General features: G+C 66.5%; 18 protein-coding genes and 1 tRNA gene. 15 read left to right on the forward strand and 4 right to left on the reverse strand.

Features of this window, described 5'->3' with window-relative positions:
- Nucleotides 1-7: 7 nt before the first annotated feature.
- From tatC to EPN29_01640, 7 genes are all read left to right on the forward strand, one after another.
- A complete protein-coding gene (tatC, locus tag EPN29_01610) occupies nt 8-757 on the forward strand; it encodes a twin-arginine translocase subunit TatC (protein ID TAN34759.1) in 750 nt (249 codons plus the stop codon).
- Nucleotides 754-1485 carry a ribonuclease PH gene (locus EPN29_01615; GenBank protein ID TAN34760.1) on the forward strand — a complete coding sequence of 244 codons (732 nt, stop codon included), beginning with the start codon at nt 754-756 and terminating at the stop codon, nt 1483-1485. The genes tatC and EPN29_01615 overlap by 4 nt, the downstream gene beginning before the upstream one ends.
- A gap of 33 nt (nt 1486-1518) precedes the next feature.
- Nucleotides 1519-2121 (forward strand): RdgB/HAM1 family non-canonical purine NTP pyrophosphatase, encoded by a 603-nt coding sequence (rdgB, locus tag EPN29_01620; protein TAN34761.1) that lies wholly within the window; start codon nt 1519-1521, stop codon nt 2119-2121.
- Nucleotides 2112-2188 (forward strand) — tRNA-Pro (locus tag EPN29_01625). Before rdgB ends, EPN29_01625 begins: the two co-directional genes overlap by 10 nt.
- Nucleotides 2189-2343: 155 nt before the next feature.
- A complete protein-coding gene (locus tag EPN29_01630) occupies nt 2344-3366 on the forward strand; it encodes a hypothetical protein (GenBank protein TAN34762.1) in 1023 nt (340 codons plus the stop codon).
- Between the two features lie 1535 nt (nt 3367-4901).
- Entirely contained in the window at nt 4902-5129 is a 228-nt protein-coding gene (locus EPN29_01635; protein ID TAN34763.1) for an XRE family transcriptional regulator, read from the forward strand.
- 378 nt (nt 5130-5507) lie between these two features.
- Nucleotides 5508-6293 (forward strand): hypothetical protein, encoded by a 786-nt coding sequence (locus tag EPN29_01640; GenBank protein TAN34764.1) that lies wholly within the window; start codon nt 5508-5510, stop codon nt 6291-6293.
- Between the two features lie 573 nt (nt 6294-6866).
- On the opposite strand, the gene EPN29_01645 is transcribed toward EPN29_01640, so the two are convergent.
- Complete coding sequence (locus tag EPN29_01645) at nt 6867-8063, reverse strand: hypothetical protein (protein ID TAN34765.1); 1197 nt, start codon at nt 8061-8063, stop codon at nt 6867-6869.
- Nucleotides 8064-8100: 37 nt separating this feature from the next.
- Here EPN29_01645 and EPN29_01650 point away from each other — a divergent pair, with 37 nt between their 5' ends.
- From EPN29_01650 to EPN29_01675, 6 genes are all read left to right on the forward strand, one after another.
- On the forward strand, nt 8101-10284 hold the full coding sequence (locus EPN29_01650) for a hypothetical protein (protein TAN34766.1): 2184 nt from the start codon (nt 8101-8103) through the stop codon (nt 10282-10284).
- On the forward strand, nt 10260-10712 hold the full coding sequence (locus tag EPN29_01655; GenBank protein TAN34767.1) for a hypothetical protein: 453 nt from the start codon (nt 10260-10262) through the stop codon (nt 10710-10712). Before EPN29_01650 ends, EPN29_01655 begins: the two co-directional genes overlap by 25 nt.
- A gap of 108 nt (nt 10713-10820) precedes the next feature.
- Complete coding sequence (locus tag EPN29_01660; protein ID TAN34768.1) at nt 10821-11372, forward strand: hypothetical protein; 552 nt, start codon at nt 10821-10823, stop codon at nt 11370-11372.
- Complete coding sequence (locus EPN29_01665) at nt 11260-13191, forward strand: flotillin family protein (GenBank protein TAN34769.1); 1932 nt, start codon at nt 11260-11262, stop codon at nt 13189-13191. The genes EPN29_01660 and EPN29_01665 overlap by 113 nt, the downstream gene beginning before the upstream one ends.
- A gap of 143 nt (nt 13192-13334) precedes the next feature.
- Nucleotides 13335-14387, forward strand: coding sequence for an ATP-dependent DNA ligase (locus tag EPN29_01670; protein TAN34770.1), 1053 nt, complete (start codon nt 13335-13337; stop codon nt 14385-14387).
- Between the two features lie 150 nt (nt 14388-14537).
- The gene (locus EPN29_01675) at nt 14538-15614 is read left to right on the forward strand and encodes a HoxN/HupN/NixA family nickel/cobalt transporter (protein ID TAN34771.1); all 1077 of its coding nucleotides are present in this window, start codon (nt 14538-14540) and stop codon (nt 15612-15614) included.
- A gap of 36 nt (nt 15615-15650) precedes the next feature.
- On the opposite strand, the gene EPN29_01680 is transcribed toward EPN29_01675, so the two are convergent.
- Nucleotides 15651-16811 (reverse strand): potassium transporter Kef, encoded by a 1161-nt coding sequence (locus EPN29_01680; protein TAN34772.1) that lies wholly within the window; start codon nt 16809-16811, stop codon nt 15651-15653.
- A 66-nt stretch (nt 16812-16877) separates the two neighbouring features.
- Here EPN29_01680 and EPN29_01685 point away from each other — a divergent pair, with 66 nt between their 5' ends.
- Nucleotides 16878-17576, forward strand: a complete 699-nt coding sequence (locus EPN29_01685) for an N-acetyltransferase (protein ID TAN34773.1) — start codon at nt 16878-16880, stop codon at nt 17574-17576.
- A 1-nt stretch (nt 17577) separates the two neighbouring features.
- Here the strand turns inward: EPN29_01685 and EPN29_01690 are convergent, their stop codons facing one another.
- Both EPN29_01690 and rmuC read right to left on the reverse strand, forming a co-directional pair.
- Entirely contained in the window at nt 17578-20391 is a 2814-nt protein-coding gene (locus EPN29_01690) for a vitamin B12-dependent ribonucleotide reductase (GenBank protein TAN34774.1), read from the reverse strand.
- Between the two features lie 320 nt (nt 20392-20711).
- Nucleotides 20712-21734, reverse strand: a complete 1023-nt coding sequence (rmuC, locus tag EPN29_01695) for a DNA recombination protein RmuC (GenBank protein ID TAN34775.1) — start codon at nt 21732-21734, stop codon at nt 20712-20714.
- A 43-nt stretch (nt 21735-21777) separates the two neighbouring features.
- Here rmuC and EPN29_01700 point away from each other — a divergent pair, with 43 nt between their 5' ends.
- Nucleotides 21778-22245 (forward strand): CMP deaminase, encoded by a 468-nt coding sequence (locus tag EPN29_01700; GenBank protein ID TAN34776.1) that lies wholly within the window; start codon nt 21778-21780, stop codon nt 22243-22245.
- The last annotated feature ends 3 nt before the right edge of the window (nt 22246-22248 follow it).

Raw genomic sequence — 22248 nt, forward strand, 5'->3', positions numbered from 1 at the left:
CGCCTTCTTGGCCCTCCTAGATCGGGTCCTTCGGCGCGCCCCACGCGCCGACCTTCCGGTCGAGGAACAGCGCATGTCGGTGATCGAGCACCTCGAGGCGCTGCGGCGCGCGCTCATCGTCGCCATCGCCGCTTGGGCGATCGCCACCGTCGCCGCGTTCTTCATCTCAGGCCAGGTCATCGGTCAGCTGGTGCGCCGAGCCGGCGTCGGGCATGCGTACTACCTGCAGCCGGCGGGTGGATTCCTGCTCGAGCTCAAGGTCGCCCTCTACCTCGGCCTGATCCTCGCGGCGCCGGTCGTGATCCAGCAGGTCTGGTGGTTTGTCAGCCCGGGCCTTCACCGGCACGAGCGCCGGCTGATGCTCCCGCTGATCGTCGCCACCATTTTCTTTTTCGCGCTGGGCGTGGCGGCGGCGATTTTCGCCCTGCCGCTCTACCTGCACGTCCTCAACGCGCTGTCGCCGCCGAGCGTCTCGTATTTCGCGGACATCAGCGAGCTGATCGGCTTCATCCTCACCATGGTCATCGGGTTCGGCCTGGTGTTCGAGCTGCCGGTCGTGCTCTTCGTGCTGGGTATGCTGGGCATCATCAGCTCGCGCTGGCTCTACAAGAACCGGCCGTGGTGGATGCTGGGCCTTGGGTTGCTGTCGAACTTCCTGACCCCCGGCGCCGACCCGCTGACCCCGCTCATCATGTTCGTGCCGCTGTACATCTTTTACGAAGGAACCGCCTTGATTCTCAAACTCAGCCGCCGATGACGCAGGACTCACGCCCGGACGGGCGCCAGCCCGACCAGCTCCGACCGTTGAAGATCGAACTCGGCGTCAACGTGCACGCCGAGGGTTCGTGCCTGATCGAGATGGGCCGCACGCGTGTCTGGATCACCGCCAGCGTCGAAGACCGCGTGCCCTCCCACCGCCGCGGCAGCGGGCAGGGCTGGATCACCGCCGAGTACTCGATGCTGCCTCGATCCACGCACGACCGCGGCACGCGAGAGTCGATCCAGGGCCGGCTGGGCGGCCGCACGCACGAGATCCAGCGCCTGATCGGACGGTCGCTTCGAGCGGCCGTCGACATGAGCAAGATCGGCGAGCGGACGATCACGCTTGACTGCGACGTGCTGCAGGCCGACGGCGGCACGCGCACGGCTTCGATCACCGGCGCTTTCGCCGCCCTGTACATGGCGGTCAAGCGCATGAAGGATGCGCGCATGGTCGACCAGGTCCCTGTGCGGCAGTACCTCGCCGCCGTCAGCTGCGGCATCGTCGACGGCAGCCCGGTGCTGGATCTCGATTACACCGAGGACTTCCAGGCATCGACGGACCTCAACTGCGTGATGACCGAAGACGGCCGCCTGGTCGAACTGCAGGCGACGGCCGAGGGAGCGCCGTACGCGCGCGCCGAGCTGGACTCGATGCTCGCGCTCGCGCACAAGGGCATCAAGGAGTTGATCGTCCAGCAGAAACGCGCGATCGCGACCCTGTGAAGCGCTCGGCGCTGCCCTGGGCTGGGACCACGCTTGGCTGACCGCGGTCGCCTTGTCATCGCGTCCGGCAACGCCGGCAAGCTGACCGAGTACCGCGAACTGCTCGCCGGCTCGGGGTTGGAGCTCATCGCCTTCGACAGCGAGGTGGAGGAGGTGGGGGAGACCTACGCCGACAACGCGCGGCTGAAGGCGGAGGCGGCGGCGGCCCGCTCCGGGCTGCCGGCGCTGGGTGATGACTCGGGGGTCGAGGTGGACGCGCTGGACGGCTTCCCGGGCATACGGTCGGCCCGCCTGGGGCCCAACCAGAAGGAGCGTACCGCCGAGCTGCTGCGGCGGCTGGACGGCCACGCGCGGCCCTGGCGGGCTCAGTTCACCTGCACGCTGGCGCTGGCGGGCCCAGGCCAGGCCACGCAACTCTTCCGGGGCGAGTGTCACGGCGAGATCGTGCCCGACTGGCGCGGCCAGGCCGGGTTCGGCTACGACCCCGTGTTCCTTGTGCCGCAGGCCGGGAAGACGTTCGGGGAGATGCCGCCGGAAGAGAAGCGTCAGTACAGCCATCGGGCCGCGGCGGTGCGTGCGCTGCTACAGTCGGGTGCGCTCGAACGGCTCTCGGATGGGGCGTCCGGCGGGCGGTAGCTTAGCTCGGTAAAGCGCCTGGTTTGGGACCAGGAGACCGCGAGTTCAAATCTCGCCCGCCCGACCAACACGTTTTGAGACCCAGAAAACGGCCGATTTCGATCTCGTTTCGACCGTTTTGGAAGGCCTTGGGCGCGGGGTTGGAACGGCTGTGGAAAACTCCTGGAACATGCCGAGTTAAGAGACCTGGACGCTGGCCTACCCGTTACAAGGGAGGCCAAGATGGGCGCCGTGAAACATTCGGTTCGGGTCGTCAGGGGCGGTGGCTTTGCTGTTCCGGTTCGCCGGCAGCCGCCGCTGGTCGTTGGCTACGAGCACTTCCGACTGGACCGCCAGGGCCAGCTGCTCTCGCCGAAGACGCTGATCTACTACGACGATACGGTCCTCCCGTTTCTGTGCTGGCTGGAGGCTGAGGGAGTGCGAAGCTTCGACGAGGTCGACGTGGGGCGGGTGCGCACGTTTCGAGCACACCTAGCCGCAAGGGTCGGCAAGTACGGCCGGCCGCTGGCGCCAAAGACGATCCTGGAGTATCACCGAGCCATCCTCTGCTTTCTCCGCTGGGCTCGCCGGGAGGGCTACGCGGTCGATTCACGAATCCTCGAGCTCACCGCGCCTCGCGTGCCGGACAAGGAGCCGACCGTCTACCACATCGCCCAGCTAAGGAAGATCCTTGCCGCTTGCAACCCCGCCTTACATACGGAGGACCTGGTGGTCCGGATCCTCGTCGGCTCAGGTCTCCGGCGCCAGGAGCTCTGCGGCCTGGCAGTGGTGGGTCCGGACGGCCTGTCTGACGTCATGACTGACTCGCTGAGTAGCGGACGTGTGGAGCTCCGCGTTCGCTGGAACGCCGGCGCCAAGGGCCGCAAGTCACGCCGGGTGCCGATCACACCCAAGCTGGCGGCGGCGATCAAGCGCTACGAAGCCCGCCATCGCGGCGATACAGACCTGCCGCAGCTACTTATCAACGAGTACTCGAGGCCGTACCAGGGGCCAGGGATCAAGTCGATGATGGACCGCATCACTCGGCGCGTTGGCTTTCGCGTGCATGCCCACGCGTTTCGCCATACCTTTGCTACCGTCGCGGCGAAGATGGGGTGGAACTTCGAGCATCTGCGAGCGGCGATGGGCCACTCGGACTATGGAGTGCTGCAGCGCTATGTACGCCTGGCCACGGAGCGCGACCTGGGCTCGCGGGCGGACTGGGTCGAGCTAATTGCGAGCAACCCCGCGACCGACTGGTCGTAGGGGATCACTCGTCCCGCTGAACACCCTTAGACCGGCGACCCCTCGGAGGACGCGGAGGCGGCGTCTGACGGCTCTTTCCACTCGAAGCTGAGATCGCAACATTGAAAGGCGTCGTTGACGACCCCGTGACGTCACCGAGTGGTGCATCGAGGACTCGTGGATCCCAGAACACTCCTGAACCTCCTTCTAACCACGGAATCGAAGTTGACGACCGGGGGTGCGATTCAACCGGGGCATCAAGCACGGTCAAATCGAATGGGGTCACGTGGCCCACAGCGAATGTTGGCGTGGTTGTTGAAACAATTCCCTCTCGGGAAAGCGGCATATCTGCGCTCGGGGTTTCCATCTCAATTGGCCGAAGACGCTTGCGGCTGACCTTGCGCCCGCGCAGCAACTCACTCCATGATCGATTCAGATAGCGGGTTGTTCGCTTCCACGCATCTTCGGTGATTGCGGCAGCATGGGCAAAGTCGCGACCAGCGCGTCGTGGCAGCGGACCAGAGGCCTTCCGCCAGTCCCAATAATTGGAGTGCCGGCCGACCCTCGGAAAGATAGGACCCTCCTCCCAATGCATGAACGGTCCGCTGTGTATGAGTTGGTTCCTGTACTTCTGCAGTTCTGCCAAGTAGGGATGCGAATGAGCCTTACGCCACCTGCTCCGATTCACCTGAGCCTTATTCCATGGATCCGCCACGATGGGCCGGCCAGCATTGTCTAGCTGAAGCAACTCGTCGGCCACATCGAGCGCCGAGCACAGTCGAATGATCGTGTGCACAAAGAGCTGGGACTCCCAGCCACGAGTCGCTGCAGTAGCGCGCATGGCATACGCGGCAGAGAGGTGCCAGATCACCGAATAGTTCAACTGAGCGAGATAGATGTCGAAGAAGTCGCGTGGTGGCGTCAGCCCACCGAGTTCGGTGTCCATTTTGAAGTGGACATCGGGCGGAATGGCGTCCCGGTTTGTGAGCGGGACTACGAACCAAACCCAGAACCGTTCGTAGCTCGGAAAGTCGTGCTCGATGAAGAGCGGCCAGCACCGCCGTTCTAATCGGTCTCCGTCGGTCACCAATCGAATGGAGCGGACCATTGAGGCCAAGATAGCCCCACACCGCAACCTTGTTTTCGCGCAAGGCTGCGGACCGTCGGACGTTTAGGGGACGTTTGGGACGTTTGCAGGCGTCCCAAGATGCGGTTGAAACGTCCTTGTCGCGCTGGTCTCATCGTCGCCGATGAGGCTGATAGGCATGGTTGGCATCGGGAGCCGCGGGCCGGCGCGTTCCATACGGTGGAGCCGCGCGGCTCGTGCTGCGGCGAGGCAGGCGTCGTTGACTGCACCATGGGGAGCGCGGGCGCGCACTTACGCGCGCGGCGCGCAGCGTGATCGGGGTCGAGTTTTTGCGCATCCAGCACGCGGCGAGCATCGGGCGGACATCGCGTTGGACCTCGTACGTATCCACGGAATGCACGGAATGCGTAACACCGTGCATTCCAGGGCGTTTTGAGGAACCAAGCCCTCCACTCCCAGTGGGGTGTACATGACGTCGCTCGCCGCCTGGTCGGTTGACGTCGCGGTTCTCGACCGGGCGCGCATTCTGCGCGGGTGGACCCGCCGCGACCTCGGTCGGCGGGCCCGGGTTGACGAAGGCACCTTGTGCGACCTTGTCGCTGGCCGCCGCCGTCCGACGTTCGGCACTCTTCGCGCAGTCTGTCTGGCTCTTGGGCTGGCGATGGAGGATGTGATTAGCTTCCCGGCACATGCATAGCTTCAGCCATAACCAAGCTGGTCAAGCCGCCGTTTACCCGAGATGAAGGCGTTAGGTTTCCTGGCGGCACTCCTCGTACTCAGCTCCTGTGGCTCACCTCGCGGTTCATCAGGCGGAGCGAACTCGCCGTTTGCGTCGGGAACCGTCACCGCCTCGTCGGCAAGGCTCGACAGCCCGAGTCCGAGTGCCGCTCCATCCGTATCCACGTGGCCTAGCTTGCCGGCGGTCGCCCGAGCTCCTTTTCCTGACTGTCGGCTGTCCTACATCAAGCCTGCCTCCATGGGGTTTGGGGGCCCTCCGTTCTCGGGCGGTTTTATCAGCGGGCAGTTAGGCTCGTGGACTGCAGATGCAGCTGGAGGTCTCAGCACGGCCGGTGACTTGCTGGTTACTGACCAGGCGCCGACGCTGAAGGGCTCGGCCTTTGGCAGCTCTGATTCAGGAAGTTACGACCTTGCCGCAAAGCGATGGTTGCCGGTGCGGAGGGAGCAGGTCCGTAACGACGGACTGGCATACGCCTATGCCGAACCATACAAAGCGAGTTCGTCTGACACGTTAAATAGCGCGACGCGGATCCACGTTGTATCACTACAGGATGCGAGTGACCGGGTTATCTATTCGGGTCCACCGCGGGCAGTGTTGGCTTATCAGCCCGACGGTATTTACATCACCGCGGTCAGGTACTACAGCGGCGAGGGTGGCAGAGGCCTGTGGCGACTTGATCCAGTGACCGGTGCCAGCACCGAGATTCCGAACGTGCAAGCCGGATGGATCGAAGCGTTCAGGAACGGGATCGCGTGGACGGACGGTGGAACGATCATGCCTCGCCGGCTGTTACGGATGGATCTCACATCGGGGACCCAAGATGCGTGGGCGACGGTCGGCGACAACGCGTGGATCTGGTTCATGGGGCTCGATTCACACGGCTATCCACTGGTCACGGAGTTTCCGATTCCGCTGACTTCGGCATCGCCGGTTCTGTACGTCTACACGACGGCGACATCCGGGACTCCGATCTCTAACGGCTCGTTCAAACAGCTGACCATCTCCGACAGTCACGGCACATGGCTGGCGGGTGAAGATGGCATCTACCTCCTCGACACCAACGACACGCTCGTCAAGGTGTCGGACGTCACCGGTGGCACAGTCGCCGGCGGATGCAATTGAGTTAAGAGACTTGCGCTCGATTGGCAGACCGGCGCTAAGATCGGGTCGAATACGGTAGGCCTTTGCCTTCGGTTTGGGACCAGGAGACCGCGAGTTCGAATCTCGCCCGCCCGACCAACACGTTTCTGAGGGCATCCCGCGATGGAGTGGACATGACGGTGGTCAATAACGTCGGTCGTATGGCGTGGCTTGAAATTCGTTGACCTTGTTCAGAGCATTAACCGGCTCAAGGTCGAGGCGCTTCTACAAGTGCCTTAGATCCACGTCTGACCACCTGCTGGCCACCGACCAGAACAACACATTGCTGTCCGCGTCGAGAAACACGTAGATCGGGTCCCGCATTCCGAAGCCACTAACTGACTCGAGGTGAACCGTCGACAAGTCTTGAGGGGAATTTGCAGCTCCTTCGCGCTCGGACGTCGGACCACCAATCGGTCCGGGTACAGCGTCGCGACACTACTTTTCTGGCGAGCGCTGGTCGTTAGATTCGCGCTTCTGGGTACCCAATGCTGGACCTCCAGTTGGCTCCCCGACCACTGCGTTTCTGAACGCTCGAAGGCTGCCACCGACTGGTCATGAGGGAGTCACTGCGGGCTGCGGGACGTTGGCTCGGGTCCAATGAAGGCCGCCGTCGCTGGTCAAGGCCAATCCGTAGCCGCCCACAACGGTCAACTCCGCCCATGCATGCCTCGAGTCGAGAACGTGAGGGACGAACTGCCAATCCGGCAAGGCTTTCGTGACCTGGCTCCATGTTTGGCCGGCATCCGACGATTTGGAAAGGACGGAGCCCTTGATGGCCCACCAGTGAGACGCATCCTGATGCCCGACCTCGCCCGGCGGGGCCGGCACGTACCTCCACGTGTTGCCGGTATCAAATGACGTGAAGAGGTCGCCCTTGGTCGCTGCGACCGCGCCCATCTGGGGAAGTAATTGGACCGTGGTCCCGCCACCGCCGGTGTCCCAGGTTCTTCCTGGCGGTGGCGGCAGATCACGTCGCTGCCAGGTATGACCCGCATCCGCGGACACGTAAACGTGGGGAGGGCCTGGACCCAGGCTGCCCATCCAGGCTTCAGTCGGGCCGCGGAACGCCAGGTAGTAAGCGTCGCCCGGCGGGTCGGGGAGTCGTTGCCAGGCAGCGCCGCCATCGCCGGATGCGTACAACTTGAAAAGCTGACCTGGGGCGTTGGCCTGGGCAAGCGCCCAGCCGTAGCCGGCATCGTCGAACACGACCACAACGCTCTGAGGCGCCGGCAGCACAACAGCCTGCCACTCCTCGCCACCATCATTCGTCGTGTAGACCTGCTCGCCTGTGAACGCCAGGTCCAGCGCCATGTAGCCGTGCTTCCTATCGAGGAACTGGACAGTGATCGGGATGAACCCAGGGCTGCTGCTTTGGCCGGCGAGCTGTAGCTGCCAATGCTTTGCGCCGTCAAGGGTCCTGAAAACGAGAAACCGGCCCACCGAACTTGGCGGAGTGAAAGGGTTCATGACTGCCCATCCCACCGACGGGGTCACGAACTCGTATCTGACCGGGTTGAGGCCGGCCGCCAGGGGATTGGTGTTGGGCACTCCCACCGTCGTCAGGGTGTTGCTCGAGCGAAGGTAAGCGAAGCTGGCCGCACCGATCACGAGGAGCACCAGTGCCCCTACGCCAACCGCGCGGCGGCCGCGTCGAGATAGTCGTTCGGTCGGCGTGGAGTCAAGCGGCAGCTGGTTCATTCGCACGTAGTACATCACCGGGAGCGCGTGGTTCCCTGCGGATTCCCTCACCACGGCCCCGATCGGAGATGACCGGTACGATCGATTCGTGCTGGGCTGCGCCTGGACCGCGATGCCCACCCGAGCCGGATGGCTGGTCCTCGGCAGCCTGTTGGTTGCCTCTTCGATCGGCGCCTGCGGTTTTGCCACCGCGCCCGGCCGGGCCGACCTGCCGGCGACGCTGTCCCTGCGGGACGTATCTGGCGGAGTCGTCGCCTTCCAGTCCGGCTTGCCGGTGCCGACGTTCGACCCGCAGCCACGCTTTCGCCAGAACCTCGACGGCGCCTGGAAGTTCGAGCCACAGGCGCTTGACTCGGACCTCAGCCTCGACGATCGCGACCGCACGCTCAAACCCATCACCCGGGAGCTGGGCATGCGGGCCGGCCTCACTTTCAACGACGCGAGCTGGTCTTCTCTGGCCGTGCCCGGCACCTTCGACCCGCCACCGGTGCGCAGCGTCACAGGCGGCTATTACCGGCGCGTTTTCCTGGCCGTCGCCGGCTGGGCGGGCTCGTACGCGACGCTGAAGTTTGGAGCTGTCCGCTACGTCGCAGACGTCTGGTTGAACGGCACGTACCTCGGCTACCACGAAGGTGGCGATACGCCGTTCGCGCTCGATGCCACCAAGGCGCTTTTGCCCGGGACTCTAAACACGCTGCTGGTGCGTGTCGACAACCCGGCGTGGGGAACACGCAACGACATCGTCCCCTGGGGCCTTGCCGACTGGTGGAACTATGGCGGCATCGTGGGCGACGTGTGGCTCGAGGCGACCCCGGCCCTGAGTGCCGTCCGCGCCGATGTCGTGCCGCACCTCGATGGCGCCGATGTCTCGGTCGTCGTGGAGCATCGGGGGAGTGTCGCCGCGAATGCCGCCATCGACGTGGCGCTCTTTCCCGCCCAGGTCACCGCCTCCAACCTGGCCGATCCCGATCCGTTGAGCCTCATCCCACGCGACGCGACGCCGCTGCTCGAGCGGCACATCGACATCGGAAACCTGGGCGAGGACGCGGTGGTTCGAATCGAGGCGCCATTCGCGATTCGGGGCCGCGACCTGTGGAGTCCCAGCACGCCCTCTCTTTATGTGCTCGGCGTGGCGGTCGATGACGGTGGCACGCCCGTCGACCACCTGTACACGAGCTTTGGCCTTCGCCAGGTCAAAGTCGATTCGCACGCGCCGCGCGTGCTCCTCAACGGCGACCCGATCGCGTTCAATGGGGTGGCGTTGCACGAGGAACGCGAGCAGCCCGCCCATGCCGGCCGGCCCGCGGGCGGCCAGCTCGACGCCGCGGCGGAGATCGAGGCCATGCTCAAGCGCGTGCTGCGGGTCCACGCGGACTTCGCCAGGATCGACCACCATCCGCCCAACCAGCTGTTCCCGGTGCTCGCCGATCGCCTCGGCGTCGCGCTCTGGGAGGAGATCCCGCTCTACCACTACACGCCCGAGACCTTCTCGATCGCGATGGATCGCGGCCTGGCTCAGCAAATGCTCGTGGAGATGGACCTGCGCGACTTCAATCGCCCCTCGGTGCTCTTCCATGGATTCGCCAACGAGTCGACCGGTGGCGCGGAGCGGAAGGCGGCGCTGGACACGTTGAACGCGCTCGATCGCCGCATCGACGGCACCCGCCTGACCGGCCAGGCGGCCTACGGCACGGATCCGGCGGATCCGACCAGCGCGGGTCTCGACGTCGCCGGCTACACCTTCTACTACGGCGTGCTCTACGGCGGCCGCCTGTCAGCGCCTGACATCCAGACGGCTCTGATGCGGGCGCACAATGCCTATCCGGACAAGCCGCTCATGATCCTGGAATTCGGGCACTGGGCAGACGACCCGGCTGACGAGACGCGACAGCTGAGGGTCTTCAACGTCACGTACTCGCAGCTGTCGGCGCAATTCGACGTGCATCCGCGCGGATTCATCGCCGCGGCCACCTGGTGGTCGCTTGACGACTATTGGACGCAGCGGCCCGGGATCGAAGTCGAAACCTTCGGCCTCTTCCGGCCGGACGGCTCGCTGCGGCCGGCCGGAGCCGCCGCGGCGCGCGCCTACGCGATCACCGGGCCGCCCGCACCCGTGGTCGGCGGGCAGTCGAGCGGGATCGCCGTCGCCATCCAGCCCAGCGAGCGGCACGGCAGGCTGCTGGGTTATATCGCCGCCGGCGTCGCGCTGCCCGCGCTTTTTCTGCTCGCCGTCATCGTCGTGCTCTCGTGGCGGCCGCGCTCGGCATGTTGACGGGCCGTGTGGCGCGGCTCTCCTTGCGGGGAGCGATCTCTGCCGGTGGCGTGGCCGGGCTGGTCGCCGGCATGTTCCTGGGCGGCTTACTCGGCGCGCTGATCAGCTGGTTTGCGGGCGCCGTGGTCGACTGGCAGCGGCAGCTGGGATTCAGCCTTGGGGTCACCCAGCAGCTCCTTCCATTCGGGGACCAGGCCAGCTCGCTGGAGACCGTCGCCGACCTCTGGTACGTCGCCGTGCCGGCCTCCGCGCTCCTCCTCGGGCTCCTCGGGGCCCTGGTCGGCGCCCTGGCCGGCGGCCTCTGGGCGGCGCTGGTCAACCGGGGATTCGTACGCCTGGAGGTGGGCGTCACTCCCACCTCCTCGGCGGCCGTCCACGAGCTCCCCGAGCGCCCGGCGGCTCCGCGACGCAAGGCCGCCGGGCGCTAGGGTCGGCCCGGCAGCAAGCCCCCAGGCGGGCACCCTTGCGGTGATCACGGTCGCTTTGGAGCGGCGCGCGGGCGTGAGTCCTAAACTGCAGACGCTGGTGGTGAGGAATTGAGCGCGGCCGACCTCGTCTTCGGCGTGTGCCTGCTGCTCGGCGGCGGCCTCCTGCTGCTGACCCTCATCGTCGACGACATCTTCGGCGGCCTGCTCGGCGCCATCCACCTGGGCTTTGACGTCGCGGGCGTGTCGCCGACCCCGATGCTGCTCGGCTTCGTCGCCATGTTCGGCGTCGGCGGCCTTTTCGGCCTGCACAGCATCGACGCCGGTCCTGGCGTCGCGACGCTGACCGGCGTGGTCGCGGGAGCGCTCGGGTCGGGTGTGGTGTTCGCCGCGTTCAAGGTGCTGCGCCAGTCGGAGTCGACCGAAACCTTCAGCCTGCAGGACATGGTCGGATCGACCGGCCGGGTGTCCGTGGCGATCCCCGCCAACCACTTTGGCACCGTTCTGATCAGCTTCGCCGGCGCGACGCACAACCTGACCGCCACCGCCGATGCCGAGATCCCGGCCGGCCGGGCGGTCAGGGTCGTTTCCGTCGCCGGCGGCAATCTCGTGGTTTCTCCCACCCCGGCAGCCAGCAATGAAGGAGCACGGTCGGATGCCTGATTTCTTGACGTCAACACCATTCCTCGCGGTGACCGGCGTGGTCATCCTCATCCTCCTCATCGCCTTCGTCGCCAGCCGGTATCACGTGGCCGGGGCGAACGAAGCGCTCATCGTCGCCGGCTCGCGCGGCGCCAAGGTGCGCGACGAGCGCGGCCAGGTCGTGGCCTCCCCTGGCGACAAGGGGGTCAAGGTCGTGGTCGGCGGCGGGACCTTCATCCGCCCGCTGCTCGACCGGGTCGGCAAGCTGAAGCTCACCGCCCGCCAGATCAACGTGCAGCTCAGCGACGCGGTGACCAGCCAGGGCATCAAGGTCCAGGTCCAGGGCGTGGCCACGTTCAAGATCGGGCGCGACGTCGAGTCCCTGCGCAACGCCGCTGAGCGCTTTCTCGACGCCAAGCCGGAGCAGGTCGATTCCATCGTCAAGAACGTGCTCGAGGGTTCGCTGCGGTCCATCGTCGGCACGCTGACCATCGAAGAGCTGATCCGCGACCGCCAGAAGCTCCTGCAGCAGGTGCAGGACGCCGCCAAGGGCGACCTTGCCACGAGCGGGCTGCAGATCGACGCCTTCACTATTCAGAGCTTCTCGGACGAGTCGAACTACATCGAGCTGCTGGGCCAGCAGAGCGTCTCCACCGTCACGCGAGACGCGCGCATGGCCAAGGCCTCCACCGACCAGGAGGCGGCGGTGCGAGAAGCCGAGGCGCAGCAGATCAAGATCAACGCGGGGCGTGACGTCGCGCTGCGGGAAGCCGAGACCAAGACCCAGGTCGCCGCCGCCCAGGCGCGCGCCGACCAGGCCGGCCCGCTCGCCCAGGCCCAGGCGCAGCAGGAGGTCGTGCGCAAGCAGACCGAGCTGGCCGAGCTCGAGGCCCAGCGCAAGGAGAAGGAGCTGCTGTCGTCCACCGTCAAGCCGGCGGCGGCGGAGGCGCAGGCGGTGATCGCGCGAGCCGAAGGCGACAAGCGCGCCAGGATCGCTTCGGCCGAAGCGGACGCCGAGACGACGCGCCTCGAAGGCGGCGCGGAGGCGCAGATCGTGCTCACCAAGGGTGAGGCGGAGGCCAAGGCGCTGGCGATGCGTGCCGACGCCTACAAGCAGTTCAACGAGGCGGCCATCATCCAGACGGTGCTGGCCGCGCTGCCCGACATCGTGCGCGCCGCGGCGGAGCCGATGAGCCACATCGATTCTCTGACCGTGATGAGCGCGGACGGCGCATCGGACATCGTCCGCAACGCGACGCGGGCGATGGTCGAATCCACGACCGCCATCAAGGGCCTGACCGGGCTCGACGTGCCGAACCTGATCGGCGGGGCTCTCGGTCGGGGCTTCGGTGAGAGGCTACGCACCGGAGAGGGCGCCGGCGGCGGCGGCACGGAGAAAGGCACGGATCGCATAAGCGAGATCGCCGGCGAGGGCTTGACGGCGCTGAAGGCGCAGGCCGCGGAGTCGGCGCTGCACGCCGAGGCGGCCGCCAAGGAAGCCGCGGAGAAGGCGGCGGCGGAGGCCGGGCAGGCAGCCGCCGAGGCAGAGAAGGTCGCGGCGGGAGCGAGGAAAGCGGTGGCCGCCGCCGAATCCAAGGTGGCCGCCGCGGCGGCCAAGGTCGCGCCCAGCGACGGCAACGTCACGCAGTGGGCGAAGTGGCTGGCCGACCAGCTGCGCCGGGTGCCGGAGATCCAGGTCTACGACGCCCTTCGCCTCGCCGACCTGGCAGACCGCGGCCCGGCCTCGGCCCGCGGGGTGTGGGCGACCGCGCAGGCGGTGCTGGGGAAGGACTACGGCGCCGTGACCGTCGGGGACCTGCTCAAGCGTTTCGCCCCATAAAAGCGGGAAGCCCGCTTGCGCGAGCTTCCCAAGGCTGGGGTGGGGCCGTGGTGTCGAATTTCAGGGGGCCGGCTCACCGGCCGACGATATGGTAGCACGGGGCTTCGCTATCCACAAGATATAGACAACTGGGGAAAAATCTGGTGAAACTTCCGCTCTCCCTGGACCTGGAACCGATGCTCGCGGCGCCGGCCGACGGCATGCCGGCCGGCGACCGCTGGGAGTACGAGCCCAAGTGGGACGGCTTCCGGACGCTGGTCTTCCGGGACGGGGACGAGGTCGCGCTGATCAGCCGGGGGGCGCGCCCGATGACGCGCTACTTCCCCGAGGTCCTGCCCGCGTTTCGCACGCTGCGCGATGAGCAGGTGGTGCTCGACGGAGAGCTCGTCGTCGTCGGCGACAACGGCCTGGATTTCGGCGCCCTCCAGCAGCGCATCCACCCGGCCGACTCGCGCGTCCGCATGCTCAGCGAGGCGACGCCGGCCTGGTACATCGCGTTCGATCTGCTGTGCGAAGGCGGTGCCGATTTGCGCGGCCAACCGCTCGGCGAGCGGCGCCAGCGCCTCGAGCAGCTGCTGCAAGGCATCAAGCCCCCGATCTTCCTCACGCCATACACCCGCGACCGCAGGACGGCCGAGGATTGGTTCGAGCGCTTCGAAGGCGCGGGCCTCGACGGTGTCATCGCCAAGTCGTGGGACGGGGAGTACGTCCCCGGCAAGCGCATGTGGGTGAAGATCAAGCACCGGCGCACCTGTGATTGCGTCGTCATCGGCTGGCGCAGGTCCAACGACGGCCTGTCGCTCGGCTCGCTGCTCCTCGGCCTGTACGACCGCAAAGGCACCCTGCATTACGTCGGGCACACGTCATCGTTCAGCGTCGCCGAGCGCAAGGCGTTGATCGCCAAATTGCAACCCCTGGCCGTCGACGTGCCCGAGTCGGAGTGGGGGGCGGGCCACGCCGGCCGCATGCCGGGCGGGCCGAGCCGGTGGTCGCGCGGTAAGGACACCGAGTGGGCCACGGTGCGGCCCGAGCTGGTGTGCGAGGTCGCCTACGACAAGCTCGAGGCGGGCGAGCGCTTTCGTCACGCCACGCGGTTCCTGCGCTGGCGGGCCGACAAGCCGCCGCGCGAGTGCGGCTTCGACCAGATCGCGTCCGCGGCCGCGTTCGACGTCCGCGGGATCTTCGGGAGTCGGTAACCCGGCTTCTGATCGTGGCCCCGGCCGGCGGGTGGGCCTCGGTGCCCCGGGAGGCTGAGCGCTTGGTTACCGAGATGCAGTCGCAGGTGCCAGGGGCGCCGGCTGAATACGAAGTTGCGACTTTGTCGCGATAGCGATTAGGCTTTGAGCATGGCTTCGCCCTGGACTCTGCTCGGGCGGTCTTTCGACCGGGGCGAGCGAACGCGGCTGGGGGCTTTCTTCGGCGGCGTCGGCGCTCTGCACGTCGCCGGTTGGGGCCTGCTTCTGGTGTATGGCGCCCAGCATCCATCCCTTCTGGCGTTGGGCGGCCTGGCCTACACGTTCGGCCTCCGCCACGCGTTCGACGCCGATCACATCTCGGCCATCGACAACACCACGCGCAAGCTCCTGCAGAGCGGACGTAAGCCGGTGGGCGTGGGCTTTTTCTTCTCGCTGGGCCACTCGACGGTCGTGTTCCTGATCGCGGTCGCATTGGGGCTCGCGGCCAAGTCGATCGTGCAGGGCGTGGTCGGCGACAACGGACAGCTGAGGAGCATCGGCGGAGCGGTCGGCACGCTGGTGTCCGGCGGCTTCCTGGTGCTGATCGGGATCTTGAACCTGGTGATCCTGCTCGACATCATCCGCGTCTACCGCAACATGCACCGCGGCGAGTACGACCGCGAGAGCCTGGAAAACGAGCTGGTGGCGGGCGGGATCATGACCCGGATCTTCGGCCGGATCTTCCGCCTCATCGACCACAGCTGGCAGATGTACCCGATCGGCTTTCTGTTTGGGCTCGGCTTCGACACCGCCTCGGAGGTGGCTCTGCTGGCGATCTCGGCCGGGGCCGCGGCCCAGGGCATTCCGTTCACGGTCGTGATCGCGCTGCCGCTGATATTCGCCGCGGGCATGTCGCTGATGGACACGACCGATGGCGCGTTCATGTCGAAGGCATACTCGTGGGCTTTCGCCAGCCCGATCCGCAAGGTCTTCTACAACCTGACCGTGACGTCGCTGTCGGTGTTCGTCGCGCTCTTCGTCGGCGTCGTGGAGCTGGTGCAGATCCTGATCCAGATCCTGAAGCTGCACGGCGGCCTCTTCGACGCCATCGCGAATTTCGACTTCATCGGCAAGGCCGGCTACGTGATCGTGGCCGCGTTCGTGATCGCCTGGGCCGGAGCGCTCGCGATCTACAAGGTGCGAGGTATCGACGAGCGCTGGGCGGCCCTGATCGACGACGTCGCGTGAGCGGCGCCGAGTAGCCGCAGGTCGCAGGCGGCCGGTCTATTCGATCGGCGCCGTTTGCCTGACCTCGGGCTGGTGGGCGAGCCGGACCAGCACCGAGGACGTCGCGATGCTGATCACGACGGCGCCGATGAGACCGACGCTGGCCTGTCTGGTGATCAGGCCGGCGCCGAGCGCGAGCGCTCCGAGGACGTAGCTGAACTCGCCCACCTGGCCGAGCCCGACGGCCAGTTGTAGCGATCGAGCGTGCAGGCCGCCAAACTTGGCCAGCACCCAGACGAGAAGCACCTTGGTGACGACGACCAGAGCCAGAAACAAGCCAAGCCAGGGCAGCGCCGGGATGAGGGCGCGGGGGTCGATGACGGTACCCAGCGCGACGAAGAACATGACGGCGAACAGGTCGCGAAACGGGAGCAGGCGCTGGCGCGCCTCGGCGGCCACCTCGCTCTCGGTGATCGCCAACCCGGCCACGAACGCGGCGAGCGCCAGCGGGATGCCGAAGAACCGGGAGCCCAAGCCCGCCAGCAGCAGCCCGCTGGCCACCGAGACCAGGAGGAACAGGTCGTGCTCCGCCTGCAGGCGTCGCAGGAGCCACGGGAGGATGACGGCCGCCGCCACCGCGATGGCGATGAAGGCCACCAGCTCGACCAGCGCGGTGGGTCCCGACCGGCCGCCCAGCCCGATGACGATCACGAGCACCAGCGCCGAGGCGACACCGACCAGGTCCTGGATCACACTCCAACCGAGCAGCACCTCGTCGGTGTCGGGATCGGTGGTGCGCCTGCGGCTGCGAGTGATGTTGACGACCACGACGCTCGAAGACATGGCGATCGACAGGCCGACCATCGCCGCTCCGGCTGGGCTCATCGCGAACAGCAGGCAGGCGGCGGTGGCCAGCCCCCAGGTCACGAACACCTGCAGCGGCGACAGCAGCAGAAGGCGGCGGCGCTCACGCGCCAGGCGTACGGGGTTGATCTCGATGCCGACCTCGAAGAGGAGCAGCACCACGCCGACATCGGCCAGGACGGAAAGCTGCTCGCGATTGGCCACGTAGCCAGGGGTGAAGGGTGAGACCACGACCCCCACGAGCAGGTAACCGATGACCGCCGGGAGGCCCAGGCGCCGGGCGGCTTTGCCGGCGAGCGCGGCGAGCAAGAGGAGCAATCCGAGATCGAGGACGGCGGGCGCGGTGTGCTCCACTCAGCGGGAGTCTAGCGGCGACCGGCGCGGGGCCTGGGCTCGGCGGCACACAATACTGCGCACACGATGAGCAAATTGGAGTTGGAGTGGAAGACGCCGGGTCCGCCCGGGCGCGGCACCCTGGACGGCGAGCTCGTCCGTTTGGAGGCGATCGACCCTGGACGCCACGCCGAGCCGCTTTTCACCGCCTCGCACGGCGCGGCTGGTGATCCGCGCATCTGGGACTACCTGTCGTACGGCCCATTCGCTCACCAGGGTGAGTTCACAGCCTGGCTCGAGCGGTGCGCCGCCTCGGACGATCCGCTCTTCTACGCCATCGTGGACCGTGAGGCGATGCAACCGCGGGGGATGGCGAGCTACATGCGGATCGTGGCCGAGCATGGGGTGATCGAGATCGGGCACATCTGGTTCGCGCCCGTGCTCCAGCGCACTCGCCAGGCCACCGAGGCGATCTTCCTGATGGCGCGCCACGCCTTCGACGATCTGGGCTACCGCCGCCTCGAATGGAAGTGCGACTCGGCCAACGCGCCGTCGCGCCGGGCGGCGCAGCGGTTCGGCTTCACCTACGAAGGCGTGTTCCGCCAGCACATGGTCGTCAAGGGCCGGAACCGCGACACCGCCTGGTTCTCGATCACCGACGGGGAGTGGCCGCTCAGGCGAGCGGCCTTCGAAGCCTGGCTCGCGCCTTCGAATTTTGACGGCGACGGCCGCCAGCGAGAGTCACTGGCGGCCGTGCGTGCCGGGATCGAGGGACCAAAGGTTTAGTTCAGCTGCAGCCGGTTGTCGCCCCGCAGTTCAGGCACTTGTAGCACGAGCCTGAGCGCACGGTGATCGCGCCGCAGTCCGGGCATGCCGGCGCGTCGGTGTTGATGAAGGTGATCTTCTGCACTGAACCGCCGTTGCCGTTGGCGGCCGGCATGGCGATCACCTTCAGCTCCGAGGCGGAGTGCGCGGCCTTGGCCACGGTCGCCGGCGCGGGTGCGGGGTCGGCGGGCGCGTCACGCCGGATGATGCCCGCCTCGTCCTGGTCCTCGACCGGCAGGAAGTGGCTCGCCATCCACCGGAAGATGTAGTCGACGATCGACTTCGCGATCGGGATCTCCTTGTTCTTGGTGAACCCGGAGGGCTCGAATCGCATGTGGCTGAACTTGTCGACCATGAATTTCAGCGGGACCCCGAACTGCAACGCGTACGAGGTCTGGGTCGCGAACGCGTCCATCAGGCCCGAGATGGTCGAGCCTTCCTTGGCCATCGTCACGAACAGCTCCCCCGGTGTGCCGTCGTCGAACAGGCCGACCGTCAGGTAGCCCTCGTGGCCCCCGATGTCGAACTTGTGCGTGACCGCCTTGCGCTCGTCGGGCAGCTTGCGCCGGACCACGCGGTACTCGACCGTTTCCTCGGCGCCCTGCGCGCGCGGGGCCTTCTTGTCCTTGTCGAGCGAGGTGGACAGAGGCTGCGAACGCTTGCAGCCGTCGCGGTAGATGGCGATGCATTTGAGACCCAGCTTCCAGGACTCGAGGTACGTCTGCTCGATGTCCTCGACCGTCGCATCCGTCGGCAGGTTCACGGTCTTGGACATCGAGCCGGAGATGAACGGCTGGACCGCAGCCATCATCCGCACGTGACCCATCGGCGCGATCGAGCGAGAGCCGTTGACCGGCTTGAATGCGCAATCGAAGACCTTCAGGTGCTCGTCCATCAGGTGGGGAGCGCCCTCGATGGTGTCGTTCTCGTCGATGTACTCGACGATCTCCTTCACCTTCAGCTCGTCATAGCCGAGCTTGCGCAGCGCGGCGGGCACGGTGGTGTTGACGATCTTCAGCAGTCCGCCGCCGACGAGCTTCTTGTATTTCACCAGCGCCAGGTCGGGCTCGATGCCCGTGGTGTCGCAATCCATCATCAGCCCGATGGTGCCGGTTGGCGCCAGGACGGTGGCCTGGGCATTGCGGTAGCCGTGAGTCCGGCCGAGCTTGACCGCTTCGTCCCAGGTTTCCCTCGCCGCGTCGACCACCTCGGCCGAATCGGGTGACGTGCTCAGTTGGTGCGCTGCCTGGCGGTGCTTCTCCATCACGCGCAGCATCGGCTCGCGGTTCCTGGCGTACTCGCTGAACGGGCCCTTGACCTGAGCCATGCTCGCCGACTGGGCGAATGCGCGACCGGTCATGATCGCGGTCAGCGCGCCGGCAAAGCGTCCGCCCTCCTCGGAATCGTAGGCGAGTCCCATCGACATCAAAAGCGCGCCCAGGTTGGCGTATCCAAGACCCAGGGGACGAAGCGCCTCGGAGTTCCTGGCGATCGCCGGAGTGGGGTAGGAGGCGTTGGAGACGAGGATCTCCTGCCCGGTGAAGCACACGTCGATCGCGCGCCGGTAGCGCTCGACGTCGAACTTGCCGTCCTCGGACTGGAACTTCATCAGGTTGAGCGAGAGCAGGTTGCAGGCGGTGTCGTCGAGGAACACGAACTCCGAACAGGGGTTGGTGGCGTTGATGCGTCCGGTGTTGGGGACGACGTTCCAATCCTGGATGGTGGTGTCGAACTGAAGCCCGGGGTCGCCGCAGATCCAGGCCGCCTCGGCGATCTCACGCCACAGGTCGCGTGCCTTGTGCTTGTCGATCACGCGGCCGCCGACGATCGCCTTGGTCGTCCAGGGCTTGTCGTCGACGACGGCCCGCATGAACTCGTCGCTGGCGCGCACGGAGTGGTTGGCGTTCTGGAACTGGACCGAGTCGTAGGCGCCGCCCGGGACGTTGAAGCCGACGTTGTAGCCGGCTTCGATCAGGGCCCAGGCCTTCTTCTCCTCCTCCGCCTTGCAGCGGATGAAGTCGAGGATGTCCGGGTGGTCGGCGTTGAGGATGACCATCTTCGCCGCCCGGCGGGTGGTGCCGCCCGACTTGATCGAGCCCGCGAACGAGTCGTAGCCCTTCATGAAGGAGACCGGGCCGGAGGCGGTGCCGCCGCCGGACAGCTGCTCCTTCGACGAGCGCAGGACCGACAGGTTGGTGCCGGTGCCGCTGCCGAACTTGAAGAGCATGCCCTCGGTCTTGACCAGGTCGAGGATCGACTCCATCGAGTCCTGGATCGAGTTGATGAAGCAGGCCGATCCCTGCTGCGCGCGGCCGGGGACGCCGATGTTGAACCAGACGGGGCTGTTGAACGACGCGTGCTGGGTGACCAGGAGGTAGCGCAGCTCCTGCGCCCAGTTCTCGGCGTCCTCCTCGCTCGCGAAGTAACCGTCCGCGCGGCCCCAGCCGGCGAGCGTCTCGACGACGCGGTCGATGATCTGGCGGACGCTGGTCTCACGCTCCGGGCTGCCCGGGCTGCCCCGGAAGTACTTCTGGGCGACGACGTTGATCGCCAGCTGCGACCAGGCGCGGGGGACCTCGACGTCCTTCTGCTCGAAGATGACCTGGCCTTTCTCGCCGATGATGGCCGCGGTGCGCCGCTCCCACTCCACCAGGTCATAGGCGTGACTGCCCGCTGGCGTGAAGTAACGCCCGAAGCGAAGCCCTGTTTTGGTTCCGTTCTTGGCACGGTGGCCGTTCTTACCGGCTCCGGCGAGGTCGGCGACATTTTTGGCCATTTTCTAGAGAACGCCTCCTTTAATCATCCCCGGTGAGGGTGCTTCTGAACCAGCTGTAGGTGCGTCGTCAGGTGGGTCGTTGAACTTATTCGTTTGGGGATGCAAGAGGCCCCAGAGCATGCCCGCCACTAATGCCCCAGGGCCTCGATGTAACGGCTCCGAATATACGACCCGACTTTCGACTTGTCAAGCCTGAAACACAAGATATTCGGCCTCAGCTGCCTCCAAAGTACCACATATGGGTGGATTGCCTGTGCAAATCCCTGGTGACGAGTTGGGCACAGGCTGGGTATTGACTGGGCAAAACTGTTCAAAAGCGCCTACTGGTTGGGATCGACGAGAGCCAGGCTCAGGGGCTCTGTGGAAATCTGCTTGGCCTCCCTCGGAGGCGGGGAGGCGGACTGGACGCTCTGCGCCGAGGCGCGGATCCGAGCCGACACCTGCTTGCCCTCGCCGTAGGCGTTCTGGAGCATCGTCACCGCCCTTTGCAGCTTGTTCTCCAGGACGGTCTCCAGGGTGTCGAGATGCCGCTCCACGTCGATGAGGGCGGATTGGAGCTTTTCCATGTCGACCGAGCGGGCGAACTGCAGGTGCAGCTGGTAGAGGGTCAGCAGGTAGGGCAGCGCCATCGCGTAGCCGACCACCATCACGTGCCGCTGGTGGGCGCCCACGATGGCGCCGCGACACACGTCGTAGGCAGCGTCGGGGATGACGGCGAGCGCGAAGGGCGAGGTGGTGGCCGGGTCGATGTACTGGCCGACCTCGCGGACCCGCCTCTCCACCTCGCGCTCCACCTGCGCCGTGAGCTGGGAGCGGCGGGTCGCGTCGAGCCCAGGCTCGGCGAGCTGTTCGAGCGCGCCGCTGGAGACCCACTTGGAGTCCATCGGCAGCAGCTTGCCGCCGGGCAGCCGCATCGCCAGCTCCACCACCTTGCCGCCGACCCAGACGTTGCGCTGCAGCATCTCGGGCGGCAGGTGCCGGAGCGCCTCTTCCAGGATGTTCTCGCCCGCCGCGCCACGGGTCGAGCTGCCGGCGATGACGCTCTCCAGCCGCCTGAGGCTCGCCCGAGCCTCGTCCTCCACCGGTTGACGCGCGGACAGGGCCGAGCGCAGGCCCTCGACCACCGACTGGGTCTGGGTGAGCCGCTCGCGCAGCTCCGCCGCCTGGGACTCCTGGGTGTGACCCCCCGCCTCCAGGCTGCTCCTGAGCTCGGCGACGTCACGGGCCTGCCCGTCGGCGCGCCGGACCAGGTTCCAGACCAGGGCGGCCACGCCCGCGACGCCGGCCAGGAGACATACAAGGAGAAGGGCGAACAAGAGTTCGAGCAGCGACATATGGTGCATTGTAGTCCCGAAAAGCGAGCGTCACAAGCCTGTTAACCTGACCATGATGGCCCGTCCCGAACCTGTTTCCGAGCGCGAGCAGGCGCCCGAGCGCATCCCGCTCGAAGAGGTCTACATGCGCATGGCGGAGGAGCTGGCGAAGCGCTCCACCTGCGCCCGGCTCCAGGTCGGCAGCGTGATCACGACGGCGGACCTGACGCAGGTCCTCGGCATCGGCTACAACGGCAACGCCAGGGGCCTGCCCAATCGCTGCGACTCGGCCCAGCCAGGAAATTGCGGCTGCCTCCATTCGGAGCAGAACTGCCTCATCAAGGCGGGCGCCCAGACGCCGGGGAAGATCATGTTCGTCAGCGCGTCACCTTGCGTGATGTGCGCCAAGATGATCATCAACACCAACGTGGCACGCGTCCACTACCGCGAGGCCTACCGCGACCCCGCCGGCCTCGACGTGCTCAGGCAGGGCGGGGTCGAGGTGATCCACTACAACCGCTGGCGCGACCGCTGGCGCTGAGGT

This window comes from bacterium, assembly GCA_004299235.1.
Classification (GTDB): Bacteria; Chloroflexota; Dormibacteria; order Dormibacterales; family Dormibacteraceae; genus SCQL01.